24 protein-coding genes are annotated in these 24,476 nt (G+C 27.3%); 20 read left to right on the top strand and 4 right to left on the bottom strand.

The window, feature by feature from the left end; translation table 11 throughout:
- Window positions 1-35 precede the first annotated feature (35 nt).
- The 3 genes from ACQPUY_RS10920 to ACQPUY_RS10910 are packed head-to-tail and all read left to right on the top strand — an operon-like array spanning window position 36 to window position 2,858.
- Complete coding sequence (locus ACQPUY_RS10920; RefSeq protein ID WP_430841257.1) at window positions 36-1,049, top strand: ABC transporter substrate-binding protein; 1,014 nt, start codon at window positions 36-38, stop codon at window positions 1,047-1,049.
- Window positions 1,036-2,103 carry a FecCD family ABC transporter permease gene (locus ACQPUY_RS10915; RefSeq protein ID WP_430841256.1) on the top strand — a complete coding sequence of 356 codons (1,068 nt, stop codon included), beginning with the start codon at window positions 1,036-1,038 and terminating at the stop codon, window positions 2,101-2,103. The genes ACQPUY_RS10920 and ACQPUY_RS10915 overlap by 14 nt, the downstream gene beginning before the upstream one ends.
- The gene (locus ACQPUY_RS10910) at window positions 2,103-2,858 is read left to right on the top strand and encodes an ABC transporter ATP-binding protein (protein ID WP_430841255.1); all 756 of its coding nucleotides are present in this window, start codon (window positions 2,103-2,105) and stop codon (window positions 2,856-2,858) included. The genes ACQPUY_RS10915 and ACQPUY_RS10910 overlap by 1 nt, the downstream gene beginning before the upstream one ends.
- Window positions 2,859-2,933: 75 nt before the next feature.
- Here ACQPUY_RS10910 and ACQPUY_RS10905 read toward each other — a convergent pair whose 3' ends face one another.
- Entirely contained in the window at window positions 2,934-4,574 is a 1,641-nt protein-coding gene (locus tag ACQPUY_RS10905) for a putative manganese-dependent inorganic diphosphatase (protein ID WP_430841254.1), read from the bottom strand.
- A gap of 208 nt (window positions 4,575-4,782) precedes the next feature.
- Between ACQPUY_RS10905 and ACQPUY_RS10900 the strand changes: the two genes are divergently transcribed.
- The 6 genes from ACQPUY_RS10900 (at window position 4,783) to thiI (ending at window position 12,709) form a co-directional block, all read left to right on the top strand.
- On the top strand, window positions 4,783-7,332 hold the full coding sequence (locus ACQPUY_RS10900) for a calcium-translocating P-type ATPase, SERCA-type (protein WP_430841253.1): 2,550 nt from the start codon (window positions 4,783-4,785) through the stop codon (window positions 7,330-7,332).
- Between the two features lie 128 nt (window positions 7,333-7,460).
- Window positions 7,461-8,930 (top strand): threonine synthase, encoded by a 1,470-nt coding sequence (gene thrC / locus ACQPUY_RS10895; protein WP_430841252.1) that lies wholly within the window; start codon window positions 7,461-7,463, stop codon window positions 8,928-8,930.
- Window positions 8,917-9,801, top strand: coding sequence for a homoserine kinase (gene thrB / locus ACQPUY_RS10890; protein WP_430841251.1), 885 nt, complete (start codon window positions 8,917-8,919; stop codon window positions 9,799-9,801). Before thrC ends, thrB begins: the two co-directional genes overlap by 14 nt.
- Window positions 9,802-9,811: 10 nt before the next feature.
- Window positions 9,812-10,249 (top strand): ACT domain-containing protein, encoded by a 438-nt coding sequence (locus ACQPUY_RS10885; protein WP_430841250.1) that lies wholly within the window; start codon window positions 9,812-9,814, stop codon window positions 10,247-10,249.
- Window positions 10,250-10,412: 163 nt separating this feature from the next.
- Window positions 10,413-11,558: a cysteine desulfurase family protein gene (locus ACQPUY_RS10880; protein WP_430841249.1), complete on the top strand. Its 1,146-nt coding sequence runs from the start codon at window positions 10,413-10,415 to the stop codon at window positions 11,556-11,558.
- A complete protein-coding gene (gene thiI / locus ACQPUY_RS10875) occupies window positions 11,555-12,709 on the top strand; it encodes a tRNA uracil 4-sulfurtransferase ThiI (protein ID WP_430841248.1) in 1,155 nt (384 codons plus the stop codon). Before ACQPUY_RS10880 ends, thiI begins: the two co-directional genes overlap by 4 nt.
- A gap of 275 nt (window positions 12,710-12,984) precedes the next feature.
- Here thiI and ACQPUY_RS10870 read toward each other — a convergent pair whose 3' ends face one another.
- Entirely contained in the window at window positions 12,985-13,401 is a 417-nt protein-coding gene (locus ACQPUY_RS10870; RefSeq protein ID WP_430841247.1) for a hypothetical protein, read from the bottom strand.
- Between the two features lie 276 nt (window positions 13,402-13,677).
- Here ACQPUY_RS10870 and ACQPUY_RS10865 point away from each other — a divergent pair, with 276 nt between their 5' ends.
- From ACQPUY_RS10865 to deoC, 5 genes are all read left to right on the top strand, one after another.
- The gene (locus tag ACQPUY_RS10865; RefSeq protein ID WP_430841246.1) at window positions 13,678-13,953 is read left to right on the top strand and encodes a hypothetical protein; all 276 of its coding nucleotides are present in this window, start codon (window positions 13,678-13,680) and stop codon (window positions 13,951-13,953) included.
- 270 nt (window positions 13,954-14,223) lie between these two features.
- Window positions 14,224-14,862 carry a hypothetical protein gene (locus tag ACQPUY_RS10860; protein WP_430841245.1) on the top strand — a complete coding sequence of 213 codons (639 nt, stop codon included), beginning with the start codon at window positions 14,224-14,226 and terminating at the stop codon, window positions 14,860-14,862.
- A gap of 168 nt (window positions 14,863-15,030) precedes the next feature.
- Window positions 15,031-15,981, top strand: coding sequence for a DUF4003 family protein (locus tag ACQPUY_RS10855; RefSeq protein WP_430841244.1), 951 nt, complete (start codon window positions 15,031-15,033; stop codon window positions 15,979-15,981).
- Between the two features lie 10 nt (window positions 15,982-15,991).
- A complete protein-coding gene (locus ACQPUY_RS10850) occupies window positions 15,992-17,038 on the top strand; it encodes a DNA polymerase IV (RefSeq protein ID WP_430841243.1) in 1,047 nt (348 codons plus the stop codon).
- A gap of 80 nt (window positions 17,039-17,118) precedes the next feature.
- Window positions 17,119-17,793, top strand: a complete 675-nt coding sequence (deoC, locus tag ACQPUY_RS10845) for a deoxyribose-phosphate aldolase (protein ID WP_430841242.1) — start codon at window positions 17,119-17,121, stop codon at window positions 17,791-17,793.
- Between the two features lie 423 nt (window positions 17,794-18,216).
- Here deoC and ACQPUY_RS10840 read toward each other — a convergent pair whose 3' ends face one another.
- Window positions 18,217-18,834, bottom strand: a complete 618-nt coding sequence (locus tag ACQPUY_RS10840; protein ID WP_430841241.1) for a DUF975 family protein — start codon at window positions 18,832-18,834, stop codon at window positions 18,217-18,219.
- 166 nt (window positions 18,835-19,000) lie between these two features.
- Between ACQPUY_RS10840 and ACQPUY_RS10835 the strand changes: the two genes are divergently transcribed.
- From ACQPUY_RS10835 to ACQPUY_RS10820, 4 genes are read left to right on the top strand one after another with little or no spacing between them, the layout of a single operon-like run.
- Window positions 19,001-19,936, top strand: coding sequence for a CobW family GTP-binding protein (locus ACQPUY_RS10835; RefSeq protein ID WP_430841240.1), 936 nt, complete (start codon window positions 19,001-19,003; stop codon window positions 19,934-19,936).
- 8 nt (window positions 19,937-19,944) lie between these two features.
- Complete coding sequence (locus ACQPUY_RS10830; RefSeq protein ID WP_430841239.1) at window positions 19,945-20,574, top strand: GTP-binding protein; 630 nt, start codon at window positions 19,945-19,947, stop codon at window positions 20,572-20,574.
- Window positions 20,571-21,464: a permease gene (locus ACQPUY_RS10825; protein ID WP_430841238.1), complete on the top strand. Its 894-nt coding sequence runs from the start codon at window positions 20,571-20,573 to the stop codon at window positions 21,462-21,464. The genes ACQPUY_RS10830 and ACQPUY_RS10825 overlap by 4 nt, the downstream gene beginning before the upstream one ends.
- A gap of 9 nt (window positions 21,465-21,473) precedes the next feature.
- Complete coding sequence (locus ACQPUY_RS10820; RefSeq protein WP_430841237.1) at window positions 21,474-22,118, top strand: TIGR03943 family putative permease subunit; 645 nt, start codon at window positions 21,474-21,476, stop codon at window positions 22,116-22,118.
- Window positions 22,119-22,382: 264 nt separating this feature from the next.
- Here the strand turns inward: ACQPUY_RS10820 and ACQPUY_RS10815 are convergent, their stop codons facing one another.
- Window positions 22,383-23,213, bottom strand: a complete 831-nt coding sequence (locus ACQPUY_RS10815) for a cation diffusion facilitator family transporter (protein ID WP_430841392.1) — start codon at window positions 23,211-23,213, stop codon at window positions 22,383-22,385.
- A 142-nt stretch (window positions 23,214-23,355) separates the two neighbouring features.
- On the opposite strand from ACQPUY_RS10815, the gene ACQPUY_RS10810 reads away from it, so the two are divergent.
- The gene (locus ACQPUY_RS10810; protein WP_430841236.1) at window positions 23,356-23,919 is read left to right on the top strand and encodes a putative ABC transporter permease; all 564 of its coding nucleotides are present in this window, start codon (window positions 23,356-23,358) and stop codon (window positions 23,917-23,919) included.
- Window positions 23,920-23,970: 51 nt separating this feature from the next.
- Window positions 23,971-24,396, top strand: coding sequence for a DUF3783 domain-containing protein (locus ACQPUY_RS10805; protein ID WP_430841235.1), 426 nt, complete (start codon window positions 23,971-23,973; stop codon window positions 24,394-24,396).
- Window positions 24,397-24,476 lie beyond the last annotated feature (80 nt).

The raw sequence follows: 24,476 nt of genomic DNA, 5'->3' as shown, positions 1-24,476 counted from the left end.
TAAATAAAATATAAAATGATAAAAGGAGAAGAAAAATGAAAAAATTAAAAAACTTAACAGCAATTCTATTAAGTGTAATGCTTATCTTAGTTCTCGTTTCTTGTGGGAGAGGAAATCAAGAAGAAGCAAATGATTTTTCTGATGGACAAGCTCAAGCAAATGATGACGCAAATTATCCAATAACTATAACAACTTATAATTACTCAAAGGAACCAGTAGAATTAACTTTTTATAAGGCACCAGAAAAAGTTGTAGCTATTTATCAAAATTCTATTGAAACAATGTTAGCATTAGGATTAGAAGATAAAATTGTTGCAGCAGCTGGTCTTGATCATGATGTTAAAGATGAATATAAAGAGGCTTTTAGTAAAATAAATTATTTAGAAGAATTTACGCCATCAAAAGAAACTATAATAATGGAAGAACCAGACTTTATATTAGGATGGTATTCTTTATTTGATAATAAAAGATTAGGTGATATTGACTATTGGAATGAAAGTGGAGTAAATACATATATTTCATTAAATAGTGGAGTAGCTAAAGAAAGAACAATAGAAAATGAAATAACTGATATATTAAATATAGGTAAGATTTTTAATGTAGAAGACAAAGCACAAGCTATAGTAGATAATATTACATCTACTATTAAGGAAGTATCGGAAAAGGTAAGTAGTGAAGAAAAACAAAGTGCTATGGTAGTAGAGTTCTATGATGAAGATATCTATACATATGGAGTTAAGACCTTAGCAGGAGATATGTTAACACAATTAGGAGCAGAGATTTTAAATCCAGAAGGTGGAAATATAGGTGCAGAAGATTTAATTAAGTTAAATCCTGATTGTATTTTTATTTCTTATATGGATAGAGGAGATGAAAATGTTGCTCTTGAAGAAATTAATAAAATCTTAAATAATCCTGCATTTGCAAGTCTTTCAGCAGTTAAAAATGGAAGAGTGTATGCTATTCCATTAGGAGATATGTACTCTAGTGGAATAAGAACTATAGACGGTATAAATACTTTTGCAAGTGGGTTATATGGAAATGAATAATAAGTTTATTAAGGGAGTTCCTATTTATATAGGAACTTCTATTATACTATTGATTATACTTTTTCTATCTATAGGATTATCTGTCACTATAGGTTCAGTTGATATTAGTGTAAAAGAAGTGTATCAAGTTATATTATATAAATTGTTTAAAATAGGAAATTCATCAGTTTCTACAGGACCTATAGCAGATGTAGTATGGCTTATAAGAATGCCAAGAATAGTTTTAGCTATTGAAGTTGGAGCAGGGTTATCAGTAGTTGGGATAGTAATGCAAGCAATAGTAAAAAATCCCTTGGCAGATCCATATATTTTAGGAGTATCTTCAGGAGCATCATTAGGGGCAACACTTTCAGTAGTACTTGGGGTAGGAAGTATATTTGGTAGCAATTCAATTGGTTTTATGGGTTTTATTGGAGCCTTTTCAATTTCTATATTAGTTTTAGCTTTATCCAATATAGGAGGAAGAAGTAATTCTATAAAGCTGCTGTTAGCAGGTATGGCATTAAGTTCAGTTTGTAGCTCCTTTTCTAGTTTTTTAGTTTATATATCAGATGATTCACAAAAATTAAAAACTATAACTTTTTGGCTTATGGGAAGTTTAGCTGGAGCTAAGTGGAGTGAAATAATTATTATATTCCCGATTATTATTTTAGGAACAATATTTTTTATAACTCAGTATAGAACGTTAAATTTAATGTTATTAGGTGATGAAGTATCAATCACTTTAGGTACAGATTTACATAAATATAGAATACTGTATTTAGTAATAACTTCACTTATGATAGGAGTGTTAGTCTATGTATCAGGAATGATTGGCTTTATTGGTCTAATAATACCTCATATCGTGAGAATAATTTTTGGAACTAATCATAAAAAGATAATACCAATAGCTGCTCTATTAGGATCTATAATTTTAATATGGGCAGATGTGATTTCAAGGATTTTAATAAAGGGAACAGAAATACCTATTGGAATAGTTATATCAATAATAGGAGCTCCTTTGTTTGTATGGCTTATGATTAAAAAAAATTATGGTTTTGGTGGTAATAAGTAATGAATATAAAAGCAGAAAAGATTAATGTTGTATTAGATAAATTCAATATATTAAAGGAAATAAATATGGAAGTAGATAATAAAGAGTTTGTAGGGATAATAGGTCCTAATGGAAGTGGAAAATCTACTTTTTTAAAGTGTTTATATAGAGTATTGAAACCAAGCAAAGGTATAATAAAATTAGATGGAATTGATATGAGAAGTATATCAGTAAAAGAAAGTTCAAAAATGGTAGGAGTATTATCCCAGCATAATAATTATAATTTTGATTTTACTGTTAAAGATATTGTTTTAATGGGAAGATCACCACATAAAAAATTTATGGAAAGAGATAATAAGGAAGATTATGATATTGTAAATAATGCTTTAGAAAATGTCGATATGCTAGATTTAAAAGATAGAACTTTTCAAAGTTTATCAGGTGGAGAGCAACAAAGAGTAATTCTTGCAAGAGCATTAGCGCAAAATCCTAAGTGTTTAATATTGGATGAACCAACAAATCATTTGGATATAAAGTATCAATTACAACTTATGAAAATAGTTAGAAATTTAAATATAGAAGTTATTGCAGCTATTCATGATTTGAATATTGCAGCTATGTATTGTGATAAAATATTTGTCTTAAAAGATGGAGAAATTATTAAATACGGAAAGCCCAAAGATGTTTTGACCAAGGAGCTTATAAAAGATGTTTACGAAGTAGATTCAAAAATAATAGTAGATAAGGAAAGAGTCCATATTTCTTATTTATTATAAATAATATTTAAGTTTATTATAATTTAATTAAAAATAAATAATAAAAGGATACCTAAGGTATCCTTTTATTATTTATTAAGAATTTATAGCTGCAGTTATTGGTGGAACTACTTGTTTCTTTCTTGAAAGTACACCATCTAAGAAAGCAGTACTATCATTTAAAGTAACATTAAATGCTTTTTCAGCTATTTCTGGTTTATCTCCAGCTACTAAAATTTGTGATCCTTCGTTAAGAATGTCAGTTAACAATAGTAAAGTCATGTCTAAACCATCTTCTTTAGCCTTTGTATTCATATAAGTTAACATTTCGTCTTTTAATGGCATAAAGCCTTCTATATCCATAGTGTTAACTTGAGCGATACCAACTTTAGTTTCTCCAATTGTAAATGGCTTAAAGTCTTGGTTAAAGATTTCTTCAACAGTTTTTCCTTTAAGTGAAGTACCAGCTTTAAACATTTCCTTAGCAAATTCTTCAACATTTATTCCTGCAATTTCAGCAAGCTTTAAGCAAGTTTGTTTATCTTGTGGAGTACAAGTTGGGCTTCTAAATAATAATGTGTCAGAAATTATTGCACCGCATAAAAGACCAGCAGCTTGTTTAGAAGGTCTAATTCCATTTTCAAAGAAGCATTTACCAACTATTGTAGAAGTACTTCCAATAGGTTCACTTCTAAAGTATAATGGACCGCTAGTTTGAATATCAGCTACCCTATGGTGATCTATAATTTCTAAGATATCAGCATCTTCTAATCCATCAACTGATTGACCTCTTTCATTATGGTCAACTTGAATTATTTTCTTTCTATAGTTTGAAATTAAATGATACCTTGACATAGTACCAATTACTTTATCGTTTGAATCTATAACAGGATAACTTCTAAATCTAGTTTCAATCATTACTGGTTTAACATCATCAACTAACTCTTCAGTTGAAAAGGTTACTAAATTATCCTTAATCATTACATATCCAACAGGGATACTTTGAATTATAAGTCTTGATGCAGTAAATGAATCATGTGGTGTTGTTATAACACTTATATTAGCTTTTTTAGCTTTTTCAATTATTTTATCTGTAGGGGTATGTGATCCTGTTACAATCATAAGAGAAATATCTAAGTCTAATAATGCGTTTTGAACTTCCTCTCTATCACCAACTATTGATATATCACCAGCATCTATATGATCTTTCATACTTTCAGGCTTCATAGCAGTAACTACTATCTTACCAGGAAAATGTTTTGTATTAGGATTAGTATAGATCTCCTTTGCTGATAAAGTATCTACTATGTTATTAAAAGTAGTATTACTCTTTGCTAAAATTCTATTATCCCAAATATCCATATAGCAAGAAGTTAAGTTTGAAATAGCTAAAACACCTAGTAAATGATTATTTTCATCTGCTACAGGAAGAGTTTTTATATTTTTTTCCCTCATTATGTTCCAAGCCATTTTTAAAGATATTTCAGGTGAGACTGGAGTAATCTTATCAAATTCAAGATCTTCCACCTTTAATTTTACTGTTTTTAATAATTGAGGAGCTTCTACTCCAAAATAATCAAGAATGTATTGAGTTTCTCTATTTACATTTCCAAGTCTAACTGGAATAGCAGGTAAATTGCTGCCTGTCTTATTTTTAAATTCAGCATATGCATAAGCAGCACATATTGAATCTGAATCTGGATTTTTATGTCCAGTTACATATATTACATCTTTCAAGATATTACCCTCCTTAGTTTATTGTTCATCTATACATATTCTATATTTATCTTTATGATTTGTAAAGATACCTAATAGAAGTATATGTAGAAATTTGTTTATATAAACAATAACCTATTAATTAAAATTTGGTGAAAATTTTAAAAAAAATCATATCTTTAAATTTACTAAATATAATATATAGAAACTATTATAAGGAGGACAACCGGTGATACAAGAACGAGAAATATCTAGGGGTCTATCTACAAAGGAAGCAGAGAAGAGACAAAATACATATGGGCTAAATGAAATATCCCATAAGAAGAAAACATCACCTATAGTAATATTTTTATCTCAATTTAATGACTTTATAGTTTGGGTATTAATAGCAGCAACTGTGATATCAGGTTTAATGGGAGACACAGCAGATGCTATAACAATACTTATAATAGTAGTTGTAAATGCAATTATGGGTTTTGTTCAAGAGTATAGAACAGAAAAATCTCTTGAGGCATTAAAGGAGCTTGCTGCCCCTACATGTAAAGTTATTAGAGATGGAGTTTTAAGAGTAATTAACTCTATAGAAGTTACATTAGGTGATTTAGTAATTTTAGAAGCTGGAGATAGAATACCTGCTGATGGTTCATTTATAGAAGCATCAGGAATAATGGTGGATGAATCACTTTTAACAGGTGAATCCGTTGGAGTTTCAAAAGATTCAAGAAAAGGAAAGAACCAAGGATTTATGGGAACTACCATATTAAAAGGAAGAGCTATCTTACTTGTTGATGGAATTGGAATGAATACTGAAATGGGTAAAATAGCAAATCTCTTAGATAATATTGAAGAAGAAAAATCTCCTTTAAGAGAGAGACTAGATTCACTTGGAAAAATTCTAGTAGCACTCTGCTTAGTTATTTGTGCTGTAGTAACTATTCTTGGAATACTTAGAGGAAATGAGATAACAGAAATGTTTTTACTTGGTGTTTCATTAGCAGTAGCTGCAATACCAGAGGGATTAGCAGCAATAGTTACAGTTGCACTAGCTTTAGGTGTATCTAGAATGTTAAAGAAAAATGCATTAGTTAGAAAATTGCCTGCAGTAGAAACATTAGGTTGTACATCTGTAATATGTTCCGATAAAACTGGAACATTAACACAAAACAAAATGACAGTTAAAGAAATATATATGAATGGGAAAATATACGATTTAGATAAGGAGGAATTAAATAATCATTCAACTATAATGAAGGCTTTAATTTATTGTAATGATTGTAATTATGATTTTAATGTTAAAAACATAGATAAGGCTTTATATGGAGATCCAACAGAAACAGCTTTAGTAAAAGCTTTCTTTAATGACGTTAATATGTTAAAGGCTTTTATGGCAAATTCCAATAGAGTTTTTGATATTCCTTTTGATTCTACAAGAAAAATGATGAGTGTTATAGTTAGAGATGGATCTAGAGAAGTTTGTTATATGAAAGGAGCTCCAGAAAGAGTAATAGAAAGATGTACACATATACTTGAAAATGCTACAATTAAACCATTAACTTCGCAAAAGAAAAGACAAGTTGCTTCATATATAGAAGCTATGTCTAATAGGGCTTTAAGATGTATTGCAGCAGCCTATAAAGAAACTGGATTAGTTAGAAATGATAATTTGGAAAAAGATTTAATATTTTTAGGCGTTGCAGGTAGTATTGATCCACCAAGAATTGAGGTTAGAGATGCTGTATTAAAATGTAAGCTTGCTGGAATAAAGCCTGTTATGATTACTGGAGATCATAAGAATACTGCTTTAGCTATAGCTAAATCTATAAATATTTGTAATACAGATGAGCAAGCAATGACTGGAGAAGAAATAGAAAAAATTAGTGATGAAGATTTAGTTAAGAAAGTAAAGAATGTTAGAGTTTTTGCAAGGGTATCACCACATCATAAGCTTAGAATTGTTAAGGCTTTTAAAAAGCAAAATAATATTGTTGCAATGACTGGAGATGGTGTAAATGATGCTCCAGCAATTAAAGAAGCAGATATTGGAATAGCCATGGGTATATCAGGCACAGATGTAACGAAAGAAGCAGCATCAATGGTACTTATGGATGATAACTTTGCAACCATAGTATCAGCAGTAGAAGAGGGAAGGGTAATATACGACAATATAAGAAAATTCATAAGATATTTATTATCTTGTAACTTAGGGGAAGTATTAACTATGTTTTTAGCATCAATCTTTTACTTACCTAATCCATTAACTCCAATACAAATACTATTTGTAAACTTAGCAACAGATGGACTTCCAGCTATTGCACTAGGTGTAGATCCACCTGATAAAGATATAATGATGCAACAGCCAAGGGAAAAGGGAGAAAGTATATTTGCAAGAGGATTATGGTCTAAAATAGTAATTAGAGGATGCTTAATTGGAATTTGTACATTATTATCTTTCATGACAGGAAGACTTTATGGTATGGATTTAGCAACTTGTAGAACATTGGCTTTAATAACATTAGTTATGTCTCAGCTTTTACATGTATTTGAGTGTAGATCTGAAAGACATTCAATTTTTGAAATTAAGATATTTACTAATCCTTACTTAGTTGGAGCTGTTTTAGTTTCTATAACTATGGTATGTTCAATTTTATATATTCCTTTTTTAGCAGGAGTATTTAATACCATACCATTAGGATTAGGACAATGGGCTATAGTATTATTCTATTCAGGTGTAATATTTATAATAAATAGCGTATATTTATTTATTAAAACTAAAAAATAGATATAAAAAATAGAAGCGAATATTTGCTTCTATTTTTTTTGTGTATACAAAATAAAAACACTTGTACATAGTTTAAAAACATGATATTATAAATTTAAGGATAATAAACCAAGATTTGGGGTGATTTTATGAGGTTTATTAGTACTAGAGGAGAAGAAAATATATCATCCTCACAAGCAATTATAAATGGAATATCTAAAGACGGTGGGCTATATGTTCCTTTAAGTTTTCCTAACTTATTTGAAAAATTTAAGGGAAAAGTAAATATGACTTATGAGGAGGTTGCCTTTGAAGTCATAAAAGAGTTTTTTACAGACTTCTCTCATGAGGAAATAAAAATTGCAATAAGTAAAGCATATGAAGATCGGTTTAAGGTAGTAGAAAAAAATGACTTTTTAGAATTGTATCATGGGCCAACTTCGGCATTTAAAGATGCAGCTTTATTATTTCTTCCTCAAATTATGAGCTTAGCAAAGAAAAAACTTAATGTTAATGAGGAAATAGTTATCTTAGCAGCTACATCAGGTGATACAGGAAAAGCTGCTTTAGAAGGATTTAAAGATGTAGAAGGATTTAGGGTAATGGTATATTATCCTAAGGATGGAGTAAGTCCAATTCAAGAAATGCAAATGGTAACTCAAGAGGGAAGAAATGTACGAGTAGTCGGAATTAAGGGCAATTTCGATGATGCTCAAAGAGGAGTTAAAGAAATATTGGGGGATAATTCATTTAAAGAAGAACTTCTTAAAATGAATTATAGGCTTTCTTCAGCTAATTCAATTAATATTGGAAGATTAGTACCACAAATAATTTATTATTTTTATGGTTATCTTAAATTAGTCAATAAGCAACAAATAAAAATGGGGGATAAAATAAATGTAGTAGTTCCTACTGGAAACTTTGGAAATATACTAGCTGCATATTATGCAAAGGAAATGGGGCTTCCTCTTGCAAAGTTTATATGTGCATCTAATGAAAATAATGTTCTTTCTGACTTTTTTCATAAAGGGGTATACGATAAGAGAAGAGATCTTATATTAACAGAATCGCCTTCTATGGATATACTAGTTTCATCTAACTTAGAAAGATTATTATTTGAAGCTAGTGGTAGGGATACTAATGAAATAGTTAGATTAATGAAAGAGTTAAGTGATAATGGAGTATATACTGTTAATAAAAAAATTAAAGAAGGATTAAAAGACTTTTATGGAAATTATGCCAAAAGTGAAGAAGTTTATAATGCAATAAATTATTTATATAATAAAGAGGGCTATTTAGTTGATACTCATACTGCGGTAGCTTATGTAGTTCTAAATAAGTACATAAGAGATACTGAAGATACAACACCATACTTAATTGCTTCAACAGCGAGTCCATATAAATTTCCAAGAAGCATTGCAAATGCTTTGAAAATTGAAGTAAGTCATATTGATGATTTTGAAGTTATTGATAAATTATATAGTCTTTCAAAAGTTGAAGTTCCAAATAATTTAAAAGGATTAAATAATAAAGAAATTATTCATAGTTTTATATCAGAAGCAAGTGATTTGAAAAATGCTCTTCTGAAATTTTTAGGAGATAGAAATGATAAAGGTTAAGGTACCAGCAACTTCAGCGAATATGGGACCTGGCTTTGATACCTTAGGTATAGCTTTTAATTTATATAATGAATTTGAATTTTCGGAAGAAAATGATGAAATTAATTTTTATGGCTTTAAAGAAGAATATTCAAATGAAGATAATATAGTATATAAGGCTATGAAAACCTGTTTTGACAAGTGTAATTATAAGCCTATGGGATTAAAAATAGCTTTAATTAAAGAAGACATTCCTATATCCAGAGGGTTAGGTTCAAGCTCTACTTGTATAGTTGCAGGACTTTTAGGTGCAAATAAAATTATGGGAAATCCGTTAAGTATTGAGGAACTTTTCAGAATTGGAGTAGAGATTGAAGGGCATCCTGATAATATAGCTCCAGCTTTTTTCGGAGGAATGATTGTATCTGTTGTAGAAAATAAAAATGTATTTTATAATAAAATAGATGTAAAAGAAGGAATTAGCTTTGTGGCTTTAATTCCAGATTTTGAACTATCTACATCCTTAGCAAGAAAGGTATTACCTACTGATGTAGGGTTTAAAGATGCAATATATAATATAAGTAGGGTATCATTAATGATATCAGCCTTTGCAAATGGAAAATATGAACTATTAAAATACAGTTGCAAGGATGCTATGCATGAAAAGTATAGAAGTCATTTAATAAAAAACTATGATTTAGTTTATAATAAGTGTATATCTCTAGGAGCCTTAAGTTGCTTTTTAAGTGGGGCAGGGCCAACTATTATGGCTATTATTAAAAGTAATGATGAGGATATAGTTGACAATATTAAAGCTTTTTTTAATGATGAAGATATATCTTGGGATGTAAAGGAGTTTTGTATAGATAATTTGGGGGCTATGGTATATTAAGGTGGTACTAATGAAGGGTAATTTTTTAATTGTTGATAAAAGAGCTTTACCAGATGTTTATGAAAAAGTAGTTGATGCAAAAAGATTACTTAAAGAAGGTAAGGTTAAAGATGTTACCGAAGCAGCAAAAACTGTTAATATTAGTAGAAGTGTTTATTATAAATATAAAGATACAGTTTTTGAACTTGTGGAAACAGATCAAGGGCAAAAGGTAACAATAAATATGATGATAAATGATAATAAGGGTGTACTTTCAGGAATATTAAATTTTATTTCTGAGGAAGGTGGAAGTATTATAACTATAAACCAAGGTATACCAATGAATAAAAAAGCTAATGTAAGTTTAACTATTAATATTTCATCTATTAATGGAGACTTAACTACCTTAATGGAAGGATTGTCAAAATTAAAGGATGTTGAAAAAGTTGAATTTGTAGCAATGGAATAAACTTTCTTTAGAAAGTTTTGATATCACGCGTAAAAAAAGGCTATTTTAATATAGCCTTTTTTTAATGTAGATGAAGTTTAGATAGAAATATCTTTATTTATTTTTAGAAATTTGATATATTAATTTTAAATCTATTGTAAAATACTAAAGGGAGGGATAAACTTTGGAAATTTATTTTGACAATAGTGCAACAACAAAACCATATAAAGAAGTTATAGAAGATACAGTGAAGGCTATGGAGGAATATTACGGTAATCCATCATCTCTTCATAAGATAGGAATAAAAGCCGAAAAGAAAATAAATGAAGCAAGGGAATTTATAGGTAAAAGTATAAATGCATCAAAGGATGAAATATATTTTACATCAGGTGGTAGTGAAGGAAATAATTTAATAGTCAAGGGGTTAGTAAAACCTGGACATCATATAATTACTACTAATTTTGAGCATCATTCAGTTTTAATGACTTATAAGGAACTTGAAAAAAATGGTGTTAAGGTAACATATTTAGATTTAGACAAGGATGGTAGAATATCCTTAGATGAGTTAGAAAAGGCCATTACTAAAGATACTGTATTAATTACAATAATTCATGTAAATAATGAAATGGGAGTAATTCAAAATTTAGAGAAAATAGGTAAGCTTATAAAAAATAAAAGTTCTAGGGCAAGATTTCATGTTGATGCAGTACAATCTTATGGAAAGTTAAATATAGATGTTAAAAAAATGAATATAGACATGTTAACAGCAGCAGGGCATAAAATTCATGGACCTAAGGGTGTTGGCTTTACTTTTATTAAGAAGGGTATAGTATTAAACCCTTTAATAAATGGTGGTAGTCAAGAAGGTGGAATAAGAGGTGGTACTCATAATGTACCTGGAATTATAGGATTACATAAGGCTGCTGAAATAACTATGGAAAATATTAATTCTAGTTTTGAATATGTAAAATCTATTAAAGAATATATGATAAATAGATTAAGTGAGATTGATAATATAAGAATTAATAGTCCTTTAAGAGATGATTTTACACCATATATATTAAACGTCTCTTTTGTAGGTGTTAGAGCAGAGGTTTTACTTCATTTATTAGAAGAAAATAATATATATGTAGCAACAGGGTCTGCATGTACTTCAAAGACCAGTGCAGCTCAAGGAAGTTATGTAATTAAAGCTTTAGGATTAAGTAATAAAGAAATTGAAAGTGCTATAAGATTTTCATTTTCAAAATTTAATACAAAAGAAGAAGTAGATAAAGTTATAGAAGTTTTAAAAAGTTCATTAACATTTTTAAGGAGAGTTAGAAGATGAATAAATTAATACTAGTAAAATATGCATCAGAAATTTTTTTAAAGGGCTTAAATAGAAATAAGTTCGAAAAAAAATTAAGAGACAATATTAAGAAAAAATTAAAAGGAATAGAATATACTTTAATTTCAGATCAAGGAAGATATTTTATTAAAGCTGATGATATTGAAGAAGCTACTGAAAGAGTAAGAAAGGTTTTTGGTGTAGCTGAGGTTTGTATAGTTACTGAAGTACCAAGAGATATGCAAGCTATTAAGGAAGAAGCTTTAAATAAGGTTAGAGAAGCTAATCCAAAGAATTTTAAAATTGAAACTAATAGAGCTAATAAGGCATTTCCAAAGAATTCTTTAGAAACATCTAAAGAAGTTGGGGCTTTCGTAGTTTATAATATGAATGGATTAGAAGTTAAAGTTAAAAATCCAGAGTGCTTAGTAAATATTGAGATTAGAGAAAATGCATATATATATACTACAAAAGATAAAATAAAAGGTGTTGGTGGACTTCCATATGGAATTAATGGTAGTACAATGCTTATGTTATCAGGTGGTATTGATTCACCAGTTGCAGGATATTTAATGGCTAAAAGAGGTGTTGAGTTACACTGTGTATATTATCATAGTCATCCATATACTTCTGAAAGAGCAAAGGATAAGGTTAAGGACTTAGCAAAAATATTATCTAATTATACTGAAAGAGTTAACTTACATATAGTACCTTTTACAGAAATTCAAATGGCTATAATAAATGGTTGTAGAGAAGATGAGTTAACTATAATAATGAGAAGGTTTATGATGAGAGTGGCTTGCTCATTAGCTGAAAAGTATGGAATACAATCAGTAGCTACAGGAGAAAGTATAGGCCAAGTAGCAAGTCAAACTATGGAAGGATTAATGGTAAGTAATGATTGTGCAGATAGACCTGTATTTAGACCTTTAATAGCAATGGATAAAACTGATATTATGGATATTGCAAGAGAAATTGGAACTTATGAAACATCAATATTACCATATGAAGATTGTTGTACAATATTTGTACCAAAACATCCTAAAACTAAACCAAGAGTGGATTTAATAAGAAAATCAGAAGAAGTTTTAAATATTGAAGAGTTAGTTAATAAGGCTATTGAAGAAACAGAGCTTGTAGTATTTAACTAATAAAACAACTGTCTCTAAATCTTGGAGGCAGTTATTTTAATTTAGAACTATAATAAAAAAGTACTTCTATATAATTTTACTTATTACGGCGCATTCGCTCCAAATCATGGCAAAATTAATATGAGAACTTAATAGCTGAAGGAAAGAAATTATAAAATGTTATTCGCAGTGTAACATTTTTATAATTTCTTAAAAAGTAAAATAGGAATTTAGTTAAACTAAATTCCTATACAAATTACATATTACTATTTTCAGTAGAGAGAAATATTATTTTATTATCTAGCTCTCATTCTTGTTGCTTGTTGTCTTGCTTTTTTAAGCTGGCTATGGTCAAATGGTTGTAAGTCTTTTTTAGTAGTTAGGTTAGCTATATTAGAAATAGTAATTATTTCAGAATCAGCCTTACCTTTTTCGCCTTCAATTCCCATTATAATAACTTTATGACCTTGCTTAACATCAATAAAAGTAGGCTTTTTAAACCATTTTCTAACCTTATATTGAGTTTTAACTACACCTTTACCCATATCTGGTTTAATTAAAATATGAGCAGTTAATTTTCTTATAATTCCTAATATATTTTTTTCTTCAATTTTTATAGATAAAACAGTACCAGCTGTACTAGTCATTCTATCTCCGTACTTTTCCATATATGCATCTGTGAAGTATTTACTCATTTTATCTTTGAAACCCATAATTAAAACTCCTTTATATCTATGAATTATTCTATAATAAACAATTATAATATCAAGGTCATTATAACATAATTAGAGTATTAATAAAATAAAAAGTTAAATTTATTATTTTTCAATTTCGTTATTGTAAATTTCGTTGAAAATTTTAATATGAAGCTTTCACTTTATAATATTATCTCCTTATAAAATATTTATTATTACAATATATGAAAGATAATATAGGAGTGATATAATTTTAATAATATTAATTAGCATTTATAAGAAGGGATGACAAAGATGAATATAATATTTAATGAATCAACGAAAGTAGCTTTATTAGAGAAAGTAGAGGAAAGTAAATATAACAATATTAGAGTGAAGGTAGTTGCAGTTGGGTGTGGAAAGCCAGCATATGATCTTTATGCAGACTATGTAACTGAAGATGATTTTGAAGTTATTGTAGATGGAGTTAGCTTTGTAATTTCAAAAAAAGATGAGAAATTATGTAATGATATAGAAATAAAATATGACAAAGAAATATATAATAATGGATTTTATATAAGAAGTATATAATGTGATATAGAACAATAAAAAATGAAGAATTAAGCTTAAAACTATATAAGTTAGTGTTAAAAGAATAAAATTATGGTAGTATTACAATAAAAATACTACCATAATTCTTTTTCATAATATTAAGAGGACACTGATTACTGTATCCTTTTTTATTATTAACAATTCTATATATTTTTATACAAGAATAATAAAATTTATTTTAGGGGAACAATAGATTATTTAAACATATTATATATTATCCATACTTTTAGATAAAAGGAGAAGATACTAATGAAAATATGTTTAAAAAAGGTAGAGAATATGTCTTGCTGCAAAGAATTTAATTTAATCATTTGCGCTGATGGGTGTATAGGAAGAAGAATTAGAAGAAATTTACCAAAGTGTATATGCGGTGATGGAATAAAAATTAACATTATAGTTACTGGGTGTGATGGTGTTTTAGAAGCCCCAGCTTTACCATGTAATAATTTAATTGCTATTTCTAGTCCAATTAAAGTAATAAGAAAAAATTCTTGTTGCAAAGAAAAGCGTGAGTCATGTTGCGATGATTTTGACATGGATAGTTTTAAATTTGGAATAGAAGAGTTTAACGATAGCTGTAATATGATGGATAGTTTTATTCCAGAAACATTTGCTCCACAAGAGTTTGCAATAATAGTAAGATCTTTTAGTCCAGCTATATCACAATTTTTATGTGAATTTCCTCAAATATTTATAACAGATTGTGATAACACTGTAAAGTTAATTATTATTTTTGATAAAAATGGAAGTGTTTTTGCACAACAAAATAACTGTGGATGTGGTTTTGGCGGCGGATGCGGTTTTGGCGACGGATGTGGCTTTGGCGGTGGATGTGGCTGTGGTGGATTTTTTGGATTGGCAGCGCTTGCATTATTGTTCTGTTGTTAATAATTAAATAAACTAAGGATAAAGTTTAAGAGCCAAGATAAGTTTTTCTTACCTTGGCTACTTTAATTTTAGGAATTGTTATTATTTTGTTATCAAACTGACACAAATTTTATAGTATAATGAAATAGGGGAATTTAATATGCGTAAGTAAAGTGAGGGAATGTGAATATGGAAAAACTTCTCAAAGACAGAATAAATCTGACAATTGAGAACTATAGAAATGCAAAAATGGATTTAAGGAATGATGGGGATTTAATTAATCATTTTGCTTCTTTAGTTTTTGCACATTATGAAAAAGAAATACCTTTTGAAAAGGTGAAAGAAATTAGAAAATATATAAAGGAAACATCCTCTAGGGTATCTCCTTTTAGGGGAGATATATTGTATATACTATCTCTTTTAATAGCTATAGAAAATGAAAATGAAAAAGAATTAATTAGTGATATATACCAAGTAGAAGAAATATTAAGGCATGAAGGATTTTATGAGTGCGATTATCTAGTTTTAACATCATTTGTAATTGCTAAATATGGCAAGAATAAAGATAAATATAAAATTGCTAATAAGATGAAGGAAGTATTTATTTTATTAAAAGAAAAATATTATAATATAACAGGAGAAGATGATTATTTAGTTTGTGCATTATGGGCATTAAATGATATAGAAATAAATACTATAGATGAATTTATAGAAACTATTTATAATAATATGACAAATTTAAATATAAAATCTAAGAATGGTATTCAAGGCTTAACTAATGCTATAATGTTAAATGGATCATCTGGCCATATGTATAAAACTATAGAATTTATTTTACAACTAGAAAAAAGAGATATAAAACTAGCATCGCAATTTTTACCATTACTAGGTATGTTGTCTAATAGAGATGTTAGAAAGAGTATAGATTTAATTGAGGGTGTAATAGAAACTTTATGTGAAGAAGAAAGTGAATATGAATATTATATGGATAAAGGTTTTAGAACAATTATAGCAATAACAATAATATCATTTACAACAATTAATGAAAATAGAAACTATATAGATGAATTATTAGCACAAGGTGTATATTGCTTTATAAAGTCAAAAAATAAAGGAATGTTTGCAGAGGCCTTAGCTTAAAGGAGTTAAGATGGAAAGGTTAATTTTACATGTGGATATGGATGCGTTTTTTGCATCAGTAGAACAGCTTGATAATAAAGAACTTAGAGGAAAGCCGGTAATAGTAGGTGGAGTAAGTGAAAGAGGTGTTGTATCGACGTGTTCTTATGAAGCTAGAAAATATGGAATTCATTCTGCAATGCCAATTTTTATTGCAAGAAAATTATGTCCTCATGGAATATATCAAAGAACCAGGATGTTTAGGTATAAGGAAGTATCTAGGAAAGTTTTTAATATACTAAGAGATGTAACACCCATAATAGAACCTCTTTCAATAGATGAAGCTTATTTAGATATTACAAATAGTAGATTTAATAATGGAATAGAAGCAGCTAAATATATAAAAACTAGAGTGCTTAGAGAAATTGGACTAACTATTTCAATTGGAATTTCTTATAATAAATTTTTAGCTAAATTAGCATCTGATTGGAATAAGCCAAATGGTATAAAAGTAATAACTAAAGATATGATACCTGAAATTCTTTTACCATTTCCAATTTCTAAAATATATGGATTAGGAAAAAAATCAGTTGAAAGGTTAAATAATATAGGTATATTTACAGTAAAAGACTTATATGAAATGCCAAAAGACTTTTATATAGAATATCTAGGAAAGTATGGATTAGAAATATATGATAGAATTAGAGGAATAGATAATAGAGAAGTTGAAGTAGAAAGAGATAGAAAGTCTTACGGAAGAGAAAGAACTCTAAAGATTGATACAAAAGACAAAGAAGAGTTAATGGAATACTTAAAGGATTTTTCAGAAGAAATAAGTAATCAATTAATAAGACAAAGCATTGAGGGAAAGACTATAACAGTCAAATATAAAACAGAAAATTTTCAAAGTCATACAAGAAGTAGAACATTAAATTTTTATACAAATAATTTTAATGATATATATAGAACTTGTCAGGAAATACTAGATAGTGAAGAAATTAATGAAAATATTAGATTAATTGGCGTGACTGTATCTTCTTTTAAAAAAAATATAGTAGAACAGTTAACTTTATTTTAAAATTACTTTAATTATTAGTGATTTTACTATATAATGAGAATGTTTAAAATACAAATATACATTATAGGAGGAGATCTTTTATGAATAAGAAAGATTTGGCTAGAATGATTGATCATACTAGTTTAAAGCCAGAGGCTACTGAGAAAGAAATTGAAAAGCTATGTAAGGAAGCATTAGAGTATAATTTTGCATCAGTTTGTGTTAATCCTGCCATGGTTGAAAAAGCTGCAAGTATGTTAAAGGATAGCGATGTAAAGGTTTGTACTGTAATAGGATTTCCTTTAGGAGCAACAACAACTGAAGTAAAAGTCTTTGAAACAGAAGATGTTATCAAAAAAGGTGCAACTGAAGTTGATATGGTTATAAACGTTGGAAAGCTTAGAGAAGGAAATTTAGAATATGTTAAAAATGATATAGAATCCGTTGTTAATGCTGCTAAGGGAAAAGCTTTAACAAAGGTTATAATAGAAACTTGTCTTTTAACAGATGAAGAAAAGATAACAGCTTGTAAATTATCAAAGGAAGCAGGTGCAGATTTTGTTAAAACATCAACTGGATTTAGTACTGGTGGAGCAACTGCAAGTGATATAAAATTAATGAGAGAAACTGTTGGACCAGATCTTGGAGTAAAGGCTTCAGGTGGAGTTAGAAGTTTAGAAGATGCAATGACTATGATAGAAAACGGAGCAACTAGAATAGGTGCTTCAGCTTCAATAGCAATTTGTGAAGGAACTAAATCAGATTCTACGTACTAAGATTTAAAAATGAGGTTGTCAAAATGACAGCCTTATTTTATATAACAAAAGAAAAAATAAGGAATAAGATAAGAATTAATTTTTATTTTATTATATAAGTTATAAGCTTTATATTATTCTAGAAATTAGTTTGGAAATTAAAAGATTTCATTAATTAATAATCCATATATTGAACATTTTTTATAACATTAAAACCTCTTTAAAAACAAATAATAATAGTGTAAGTTAAGGAGGTGTATAAAATGGGCAAGTGTGGATGTGAAAAGAAAAATAAGGAAAAGAAACATAATTCAGATACTGGATATAACCATGGTGCTGAAAAAACAGCTACTAATAACCAATGGGGTAAATAACAATTAAATAAAAGAGTCTGTAATAAGCAAATGTTTATTACAGACTCTTTTAAGTTAATTAAAAATTATTTTATATATTGTATTTTAATTTTAAATAAAAATTTGTTTCTGTAACTTTTTGATAAGGATTAACCCATAAGCTACCTATACCTAATGATAATCCTGCTAATAGCCACCATCCAATAAATGAAAGTTCTAACACAAAAAACTCCCATTTGTAGCCATACATAAGATTTGAACTTTCTTGTAAACATTCTATTATTCCCTTGCTAGGATCTTCAGCTAAAATATAAAAGGCTTGTGAATACATTAAAGCTACTATAATTCCTGGAACAATAAGAAGTAATGTTGTAAATAATATAGCAATTCCAATTAGGATATGCAATCCAAGTGCTTTAAAAAATATTTTAAATTGTGAAAATAAATCTGTAAATTGAGGTTCTTCTCTATTAGTTGTAAAATTTAAAAGGAATTTACTTAAGCCAACAGATATAACGCCACCAAAAATCAATGAAATTAAATTTAATGTAAGATATAAATTTTCTGAAATTGTTATTACGAAGTCTAGAGGTCTTACGATATTAGCTGTGTTAATAATTAAATTGGATACAAGTATAGTAATTATTGCTAATCCCCAACGACCTTTTAATTGGTCTTTTGCTTTAGATTTTAATTCAGTTCTATTCATTTTACACCTCTATAATTTGTTTTATATTATTATATAGGATTTTACAGGATATGTAAAATTCTATATTTAAATATAAAAATATTTTATTGTATTATTTTGGTAATAAAGCTATTTTTTTTTTCATAAAATGTGTAGAACATAATAGTATTTATTAGAGGTGTTATAAATGAAAATAAAGATAGATATTTTTTCTGGTTTTTTAGGAGCAGGGAAAACATTTCTTATTAAAAAACTTATTAAAGATGGAGCATATGAAGAAAATATAGCCATTATAGAAAATGAATTTGGAGAAGTTAGTATAGATGCTTTAATTCTTAAAGATTCTAATATAAAGATTAAAGAAATAAATTCAGGATGTATATGTTGTGAAGTAACAGGCGATTTTAAAGAAGCAGTTTTAGAAGTAATAGAAAAATATAATCCAACTAGGCTTATAGTTGAACCTTCTGGTGTTGCAAAATTAACTGATATAGTTAGAATTTTTAAAGATATAAAGTTAAGAGACAAGACTCAAATAGATAATATAATAACTGTTATTGATCCAGAAAAATTTGATCTATATATAACTAATTTTAAAGATTTTTATGAAGATCAAATTATAAATACAAAAAAAATACTCTTAAGTAGAACACAAAACATAAATAAGGAAAAGTTAGATGATATACTTCTTAAAATCAGAAAAATTAATAGGAGAGCTATAATTATAAGTGATGATTGGAGAACATTAAAGGGAGTAGATATTTTAAGTAATCTAGATTTTCAATCAATTAATATTAATGAGAGTAGAATATTAAATCCAAGATTAAGAACTATTGAAGATAATAAGGCTAAAGAGGTTTTTGAAAGCTTTGCTATATATCCTAATAGAAGAATTTCAAAGTCAGAATTAGTATCTAAGTTTAATTTTATTTCTTCATCAAAGGAATTTGGAGATGTTTTAAGGGCAAAAGGTGTAGTTAAGCTTACAGATGGTAACTTCGGACAATTTGATTTTGTAAAAGATGAATTTGAAATAAGAAAAATAGATAGTAGTAGATCTAGTGTAATTTCATTTATCGGAGTTAACTTAAATAAAAAAGATTTACAAAATCTATTTGATTGAGGAATGAAATGAAGGTCAAACTTGAAATAGTAAGTGGATTCTTAGGCGCTGGAAAAACATCTTTTATAAATTCTTATTTAAATACTGATCTTTTTATAGAAAAAGAAACATTAATTATTCTTTTAGAAAAGGGAATATCTGATATAAGAAGAGACTTACAAAATATAAAAATTATATATTTAGAAGAGATAAATAAATTAAAAAAAATATTACTTAAAGAAATTAACGAGAATAAATATAGTAGAGTAATTATTGAGTTTAATGGAACTCTTAATTTAAGCATTATTGGAGAAATATTTAAAGATAAAGAAATTAGAAAAAAAATTAGCTTTTATGGAAGTTATTATGTAGGAGATAGTAGAAATCTAGATATTTATTTGAAAAATTTAGGCGAAATAATTATTCCATTTATTCAGTCTAGTAAATTAATAATTTTAAATAATTTATCATTATTAGATGAAATAAAGCAAAAGGAATTAATTAAAGACATTAAAGACATTAATACTGTAGCTCCTATTATTTTATTTTATGATATATCTAATTTTGATTTTGATATAAGAAGTTCTAGGTATTTTAAGGAAGAAAAAATAATAAAAAAATTTAAAGCTCTATTAGTAAAAAAGGAGGAGATCGTATGATAAAATGGGCCAATATTTTTATAAGTATGATATTAGAAGCACTACCTTTTATACTAATAGGATCTATAATATCCTCTATAATTCAAATGTATATATCTGAGGATTTAGTAAAAAAAATTTTACCTAGAAGTAGGTTTATTTCAATAATATTTGCAGCTTTTTTAGGAATATTCATTCCAATTTGTGAATGTGCTATAGTGCCTATAGGAAGAAGCTTAATAAAAAAAGGGGTTCCTATTGCAGTAGCTGTAGTGTTTATGCTTTCGGTACCAATAGTAAATCCTGTTGTAGTTGCATCAACTTATTATGCATTTAAGGATATAAATATAGTTTTAATAAGAGTATTTGGTGGTATTATATCTGCAATTATTATAGGATTTCTAATAGAAGTATTTACTAGTAAAAAGAAGCAAGTTGTTAAGGTAAAAAGTCAATATGAAAATATATGTGATTGTGGATGTGATGTTACAGATTATTTCTACAACAAATCAAAGTTAAGATTATGTTTGGAGCATTCAAATAAAGAATTTTTCAATATATTAAGATACTACATATTTGGATCTTTTTTATCAAGCTTATTTATTGTTCTTGTAAAAGAAGAAGTTTTATCAAATTATTCTAATGGAGTAATTTTACCAATTGGAATAATGATGTTATTAGCTTTTTTGTTATCATTATGTTCAGAAGCAGATGCATTTATTGCAAAGGGATTTTTAAATTATTTTGGTGTTCCAGCTGTATCAGCATTTTTGATATTAGGACCTATGTTAGATTTAAAAAATGCAATTATAATAGGATCTTATTTTAAAAAATCTTTTGCAATAAAACTAATTTCTTTAATTATTTTAGTTGTACTAGCCTTTTCAATATCATTAACAGTTATATTTTAGGAGGATAGTATGAAAAAATTTAATATAGAAGAATTTATTTGGTTACTTATACTTATTCTTTTGACATCATATATAGGATATTTGATGTTATCTGGAAATATATATAACTATTTAAGTGTTAAAACAGCAAAGAATTTATATATAGCTTTAGTGATTTTACCAATATTTATTATAGTACAGGTTATGAAGGTTTTTAGCTTTAATTCTAGAGAAGATACCTCCTTTAAATTTATTCCCATAATTTTAACATTAAGTATTGGAGTTTTACTTTTATTAAGAAATAGCTTTCATAATGAAGAGAACAATATTGCAAGCTTCAACAATATTTTTGCTAAGGATGCGATAGAAATTAATCATGATACTCATCATATTTTAGAGAATTTAGAAAGCTATGGTGAGGAGTATTTAGGTAAGTATATAATATTTACTGGATTTGTATATAAATATGATGAGGAAAGGTTTATTTTAGCAAGAGAAGAAATGAATTGTTGTGCAGCAGATTCTTATATTATAGGAATAAGCTCTTTATCAAAGGATAAGTTTAAGGAGGGGCAATGGATTAAAGCCCTAGGAAAAATATCTTATGATGGAGAATACTACTTAGAAATAGATGAGTATTTAAATATTAATGAACCAAGTAATATATATTTTTAGGAATTTATAAAAAGATTAGTATTTGAATAACTTTTTATAAATTCCATCTTTCAGCTTTGAAGTGTAGCTATTAATTTTGTGGTGACCTTTAGAGTAGGGATGGAATAAAAATTCATAATTCCGAGGAATGAGGAATTATTACCTTGAGTTTGTAGAAGTAAATATGTTGTGTTAGGGTGACTTGGAGTTTGAGACGGAGCAACTAATATAACATATTTACTTCTTTTTTTTATTATATAAAGTTAGCTTTAGCTAAATTTTAAGTTATATTTTATTGGTTGGTTCTACATGAATTATTAAATCTATTTTTTTATTTAATTTTTTATTTAGTGTATTTTCAATATCATGTACTAGGGTATGGGCCTCATCAACATTTAAGCTTGAATCGACTTTAATATGCATGTCTAAGAAAATGTAATCATGGTGTCCTCTAGATCTAATATTATGGACATCATTAATAGCTTTAAATTCTTTTAGTATATTTATTATTACACCTTCATCTACCATATTTTTATCAGTTAGAGATGACATGTTATCCTTAATTATTTCATAAGATGCATGTAAAATAAAAAAGGCTACAATAAAGGATGCAAAAGTATCGATAATAGGGGAAAGACCTAGTTTGACTGTTAGCAATGCAATTAAAACACCAATAGATACAAATATATCACTTTTAGTATGAAGAGAGTCAGCTATTAAAAGTTGACTATTTAACTTGTGCCCTTGCTTATTTTCGTAGATAGCAACAAATATATTAATTATTAAGGTTATTAATATTACTATTAGGCTTTCAATAGTTATTGTCAAAACAGAAGGATTAAATAGCTTTGAAATTGATGTTTTAATTACATTAACTCCAAGGAGTAATAACATTAAACCTATTATTATACTTGAAATAGTCTCGAATTTTTTATGACCGTATGGATGTTCAGTATCTTTAGGTTTTGAAGCTAATGTAATTCCTATAATTCCTACTATATTTGATGCACTATCTGAAATAGAATGAAGACCATCGGCAGTTACGCTAGAACTATTAATTACTGAGCCTACTATAATCTTAGAAATTGCAACAAATAAATTTGCTCCTAAGAGAATTATTAATATATATTTAACTTTTTTATAAGTAGTTTCTATTTTAATCTCTCCTTATAAATTATATATTTCATTTTATTCTTGGAAAGATTAAAAGTTACAAAATACAAAACCAGGTATTTATGAATTATTATTGGATAAACTAATGAGGAAATTTACTGAAGGTTGGTGTTCTTTTGTGACTATAATTAACTTTACAATATTTAATTTTATTTTATATTCTATAGTTGGCTATATAATAGAAGAGGTATATAGCTATATAATTACTGGGAGATTTAAGGATAAGGGATTTTTAAAAGGACCATATAAACCTATGTATGGTATTGCATTTACAATACTAGCTTTATTAGATACATATTATAATTTTAATATATTTATTAGATTGTTTTTATACCTAATAGTCCCAACAGCAATAGAATTTATAAGCGGGTATTTGCTTTTAATGGTATTTAATGAAAAGTATTGGGACTATTCAGATTTAAAATATAATTATAAAGGTTTAATAACTTTAAGGTTTTCATTTTACTGGATGATTCTTTGTTATTTGGGAATAAGTTATGTTCAACCAGTTGTAAATAATTTTTACATAAGTTTAGAAAATTTTTTTAGGGTATCTAATTTAATAATATCAATAATTATGACAATAGATTTTATATATACAATAACTATTAAGTTAAATTTAAAAAAATCGAGGTTGCTTAATTCTTAGTAATTTTATATGATATAGATAAGAAATTTTATTTGTAAAAAGGAGAAAAATATGTCATTTGAATTATTAGATACAAAGGAAACTTCAACAAGTGAAGGAAGAAGCTGCGCTATACTATGTAACTTTAACGCTAAAGAGATAAAAACTATTAGTAGCTTAGCTGGAATGATTGGAATTAGAGATAAGATAGTTATAAGCTATAAAAATGGAAATACATTAGTTAAAGATGTTTTAGAAGGAAATATATTAAATGATGCTGAAGATGGAGTTAAAAGTAAAGCAATAATATTTAATAATATTCCTGGAGCTAAAATAGGATTATTTATTGAAAATCTTAAAAAGTTTAGATTAAATAATGTTTTAAAGGCTACAGTTACAGAAACTTCTAAGGAATGGACTGTTAATGTGCTATTAAAGAATTTAACAGCTGAAAATATAGCAATGAAATCAGGAAAAAACTTCGAACACGAAGAATAACATATTGAGAAGGATTGAGGACTATTTCCTTTAAATTTGATAAAAAGAAATAACATAGTGGGTCGACTTGGAGTTTACGA

It is taken from the genome of Clostridium nigeriense, assembly GCF_050585245.1.
Taxonomy (GTDB): domain Bacteria; phylum Bacillota; class Clostridia; order Clostridiales; family Clostridiaceae; genus Clostridium; species Clostridium nigeriense_A.
The sequence above is the reverse complement of the archived record's forward strand: the minus strand, read 5'-3'. Positions and strand labels throughout refer to the sequence as shown.

Bases quoted from the DNA above. Each gene is read 5' to 3' on its own strand.
- ACQPUY_RS10920 (WP_430841257.1), top strand. From the start codon at position 36: ATGAAAAAATTAAAAAACTTAACAGCAATTCTATTAAGTGTAATGCTT.
- ACQPUY_RS10915 (WP_430841256.1), top strand. From the start codon at position 1,036: ATGGAAATGAATAATAAGTTTATTAAGGGAGTTCCTATTTATATAGGA.
- ACQPUY_RS10910 (WP_430841255.1), top strand. From the start codon at position 2,103: ATGAATATAAAAGCAGAAAAGATTAATGTTGTATTAGATAAATTCAAT.
- thrC (WP_430841252.1), top strand. From the start codon at position 7,461: ATGAGGTTTATTAGTACTAGAGGAGAAGAAAATATATCATCCTCACAA.
- thrB (WP_430841251.1), top strand. From the start codon at position 8,917: ATGATAAAGGTTAAGGTACCAGCAACTTCAGCGAATATGGGACCTGGC.
- ACQPUY_RS10885 (WP_430841250.1), top strand. From the start codon at position 9,812: ATGAAGGGTAATTTTTTAATTGTTGATAAAAGAGCTTTACCAGATGTT.
- thiI (WP_430841248.1), top strand. From the start codon at position 11,555: ATGAATAAATTAATACTAGTAAAATATGCATCAGAAATTTTTTTAAAG.
- ACQPUY_RS10870 (WP_430841247.1), bottom strand. From the start codon at position 13,401: ATGGGTTTCAAAGATAAAATGAGTAAATACTTCACAGATGCATATATG.
- ACQPUY_RS10865 (WP_430841246.1), top strand. From the start codon at position 13,678: ATGAATATAATATTTAATGAATCAACGAAAGTAGCTTTATTAGAGAAA.
- ACQPUY_RS10860 (WP_430841245.1), top strand. From the start codon at position 14,224: ATGAAAATATGTTTAAAAAAGGTAGAGAATATGTCTTGCTGCAAAGAA.
- ACQPUY_RS10855 (WP_430841244.1), top strand. From the start codon at position 15,031: ATGGAAAAACTTCTCAAAGACAGAATAAATCTGACAATTGAGAACTAT.
- ACQPUY_RS10850 (WP_430841243.1), top strand. From the start codon at position 15,992: ATGGAAAGGTTAATTTTACATGTGGATATGGATGCGTTTTTTGCATCA.
- deoC (WP_430841242.1), top strand. From the start codon at position 17,119: ATGAATAAGAAAGATTTGGCTAGAATGATTGATCATACTAGTTTAAAG.
- ACQPUY_RS10840 (WP_430841241.1), bottom strand. From the start codon at position 18,834: ATGAATAGAACTGAATTAAAATCTAAAGCAAAAGACCAATTAAAAGGT.
- ACQPUY_RS10835 (WP_430841240.1), top strand. From the start codon at position 19,001: ATGAAAATAAAGATAGATATTTTTTCTGGTTTTTTAGGAGCAGGGAAA.
- ACQPUY_RS10830 (WP_430841239.1), top strand. From the start codon at position 19,945: ATGAAGGTCAAACTTGAAATAGTAAGTGGATTCTTAGGCGCTGGAAAA.
- ACQPUY_RS10825 (WP_430841238.1), top strand. From the start codon at position 20,571: ATGATAAAATGGGCCAATATTTTTATAAGTATGATATTAGAAGCACTA.
- ACQPUY_RS10820 (WP_430841237.1), top strand. From the start codon at position 21,474: ATGAAAAAATTTAATATAGAAGAATTTATTTGGTTACTTATACTTATT.
- ACQPUY_RS10810 (WP_430841236.1), top strand. From the start codon at position 23,356: ATGAGGAAATTTACTGAAGGTTGGTGTTCTTTTGTGACTATAATTAAC.
- ACQPUY_RS10805 (WP_430841235.1), top strand. From the start codon at position 23,971: ATGTCATTTGAATTATTAGATACAAAGGAAACTTCAACAAGTGAAGGA.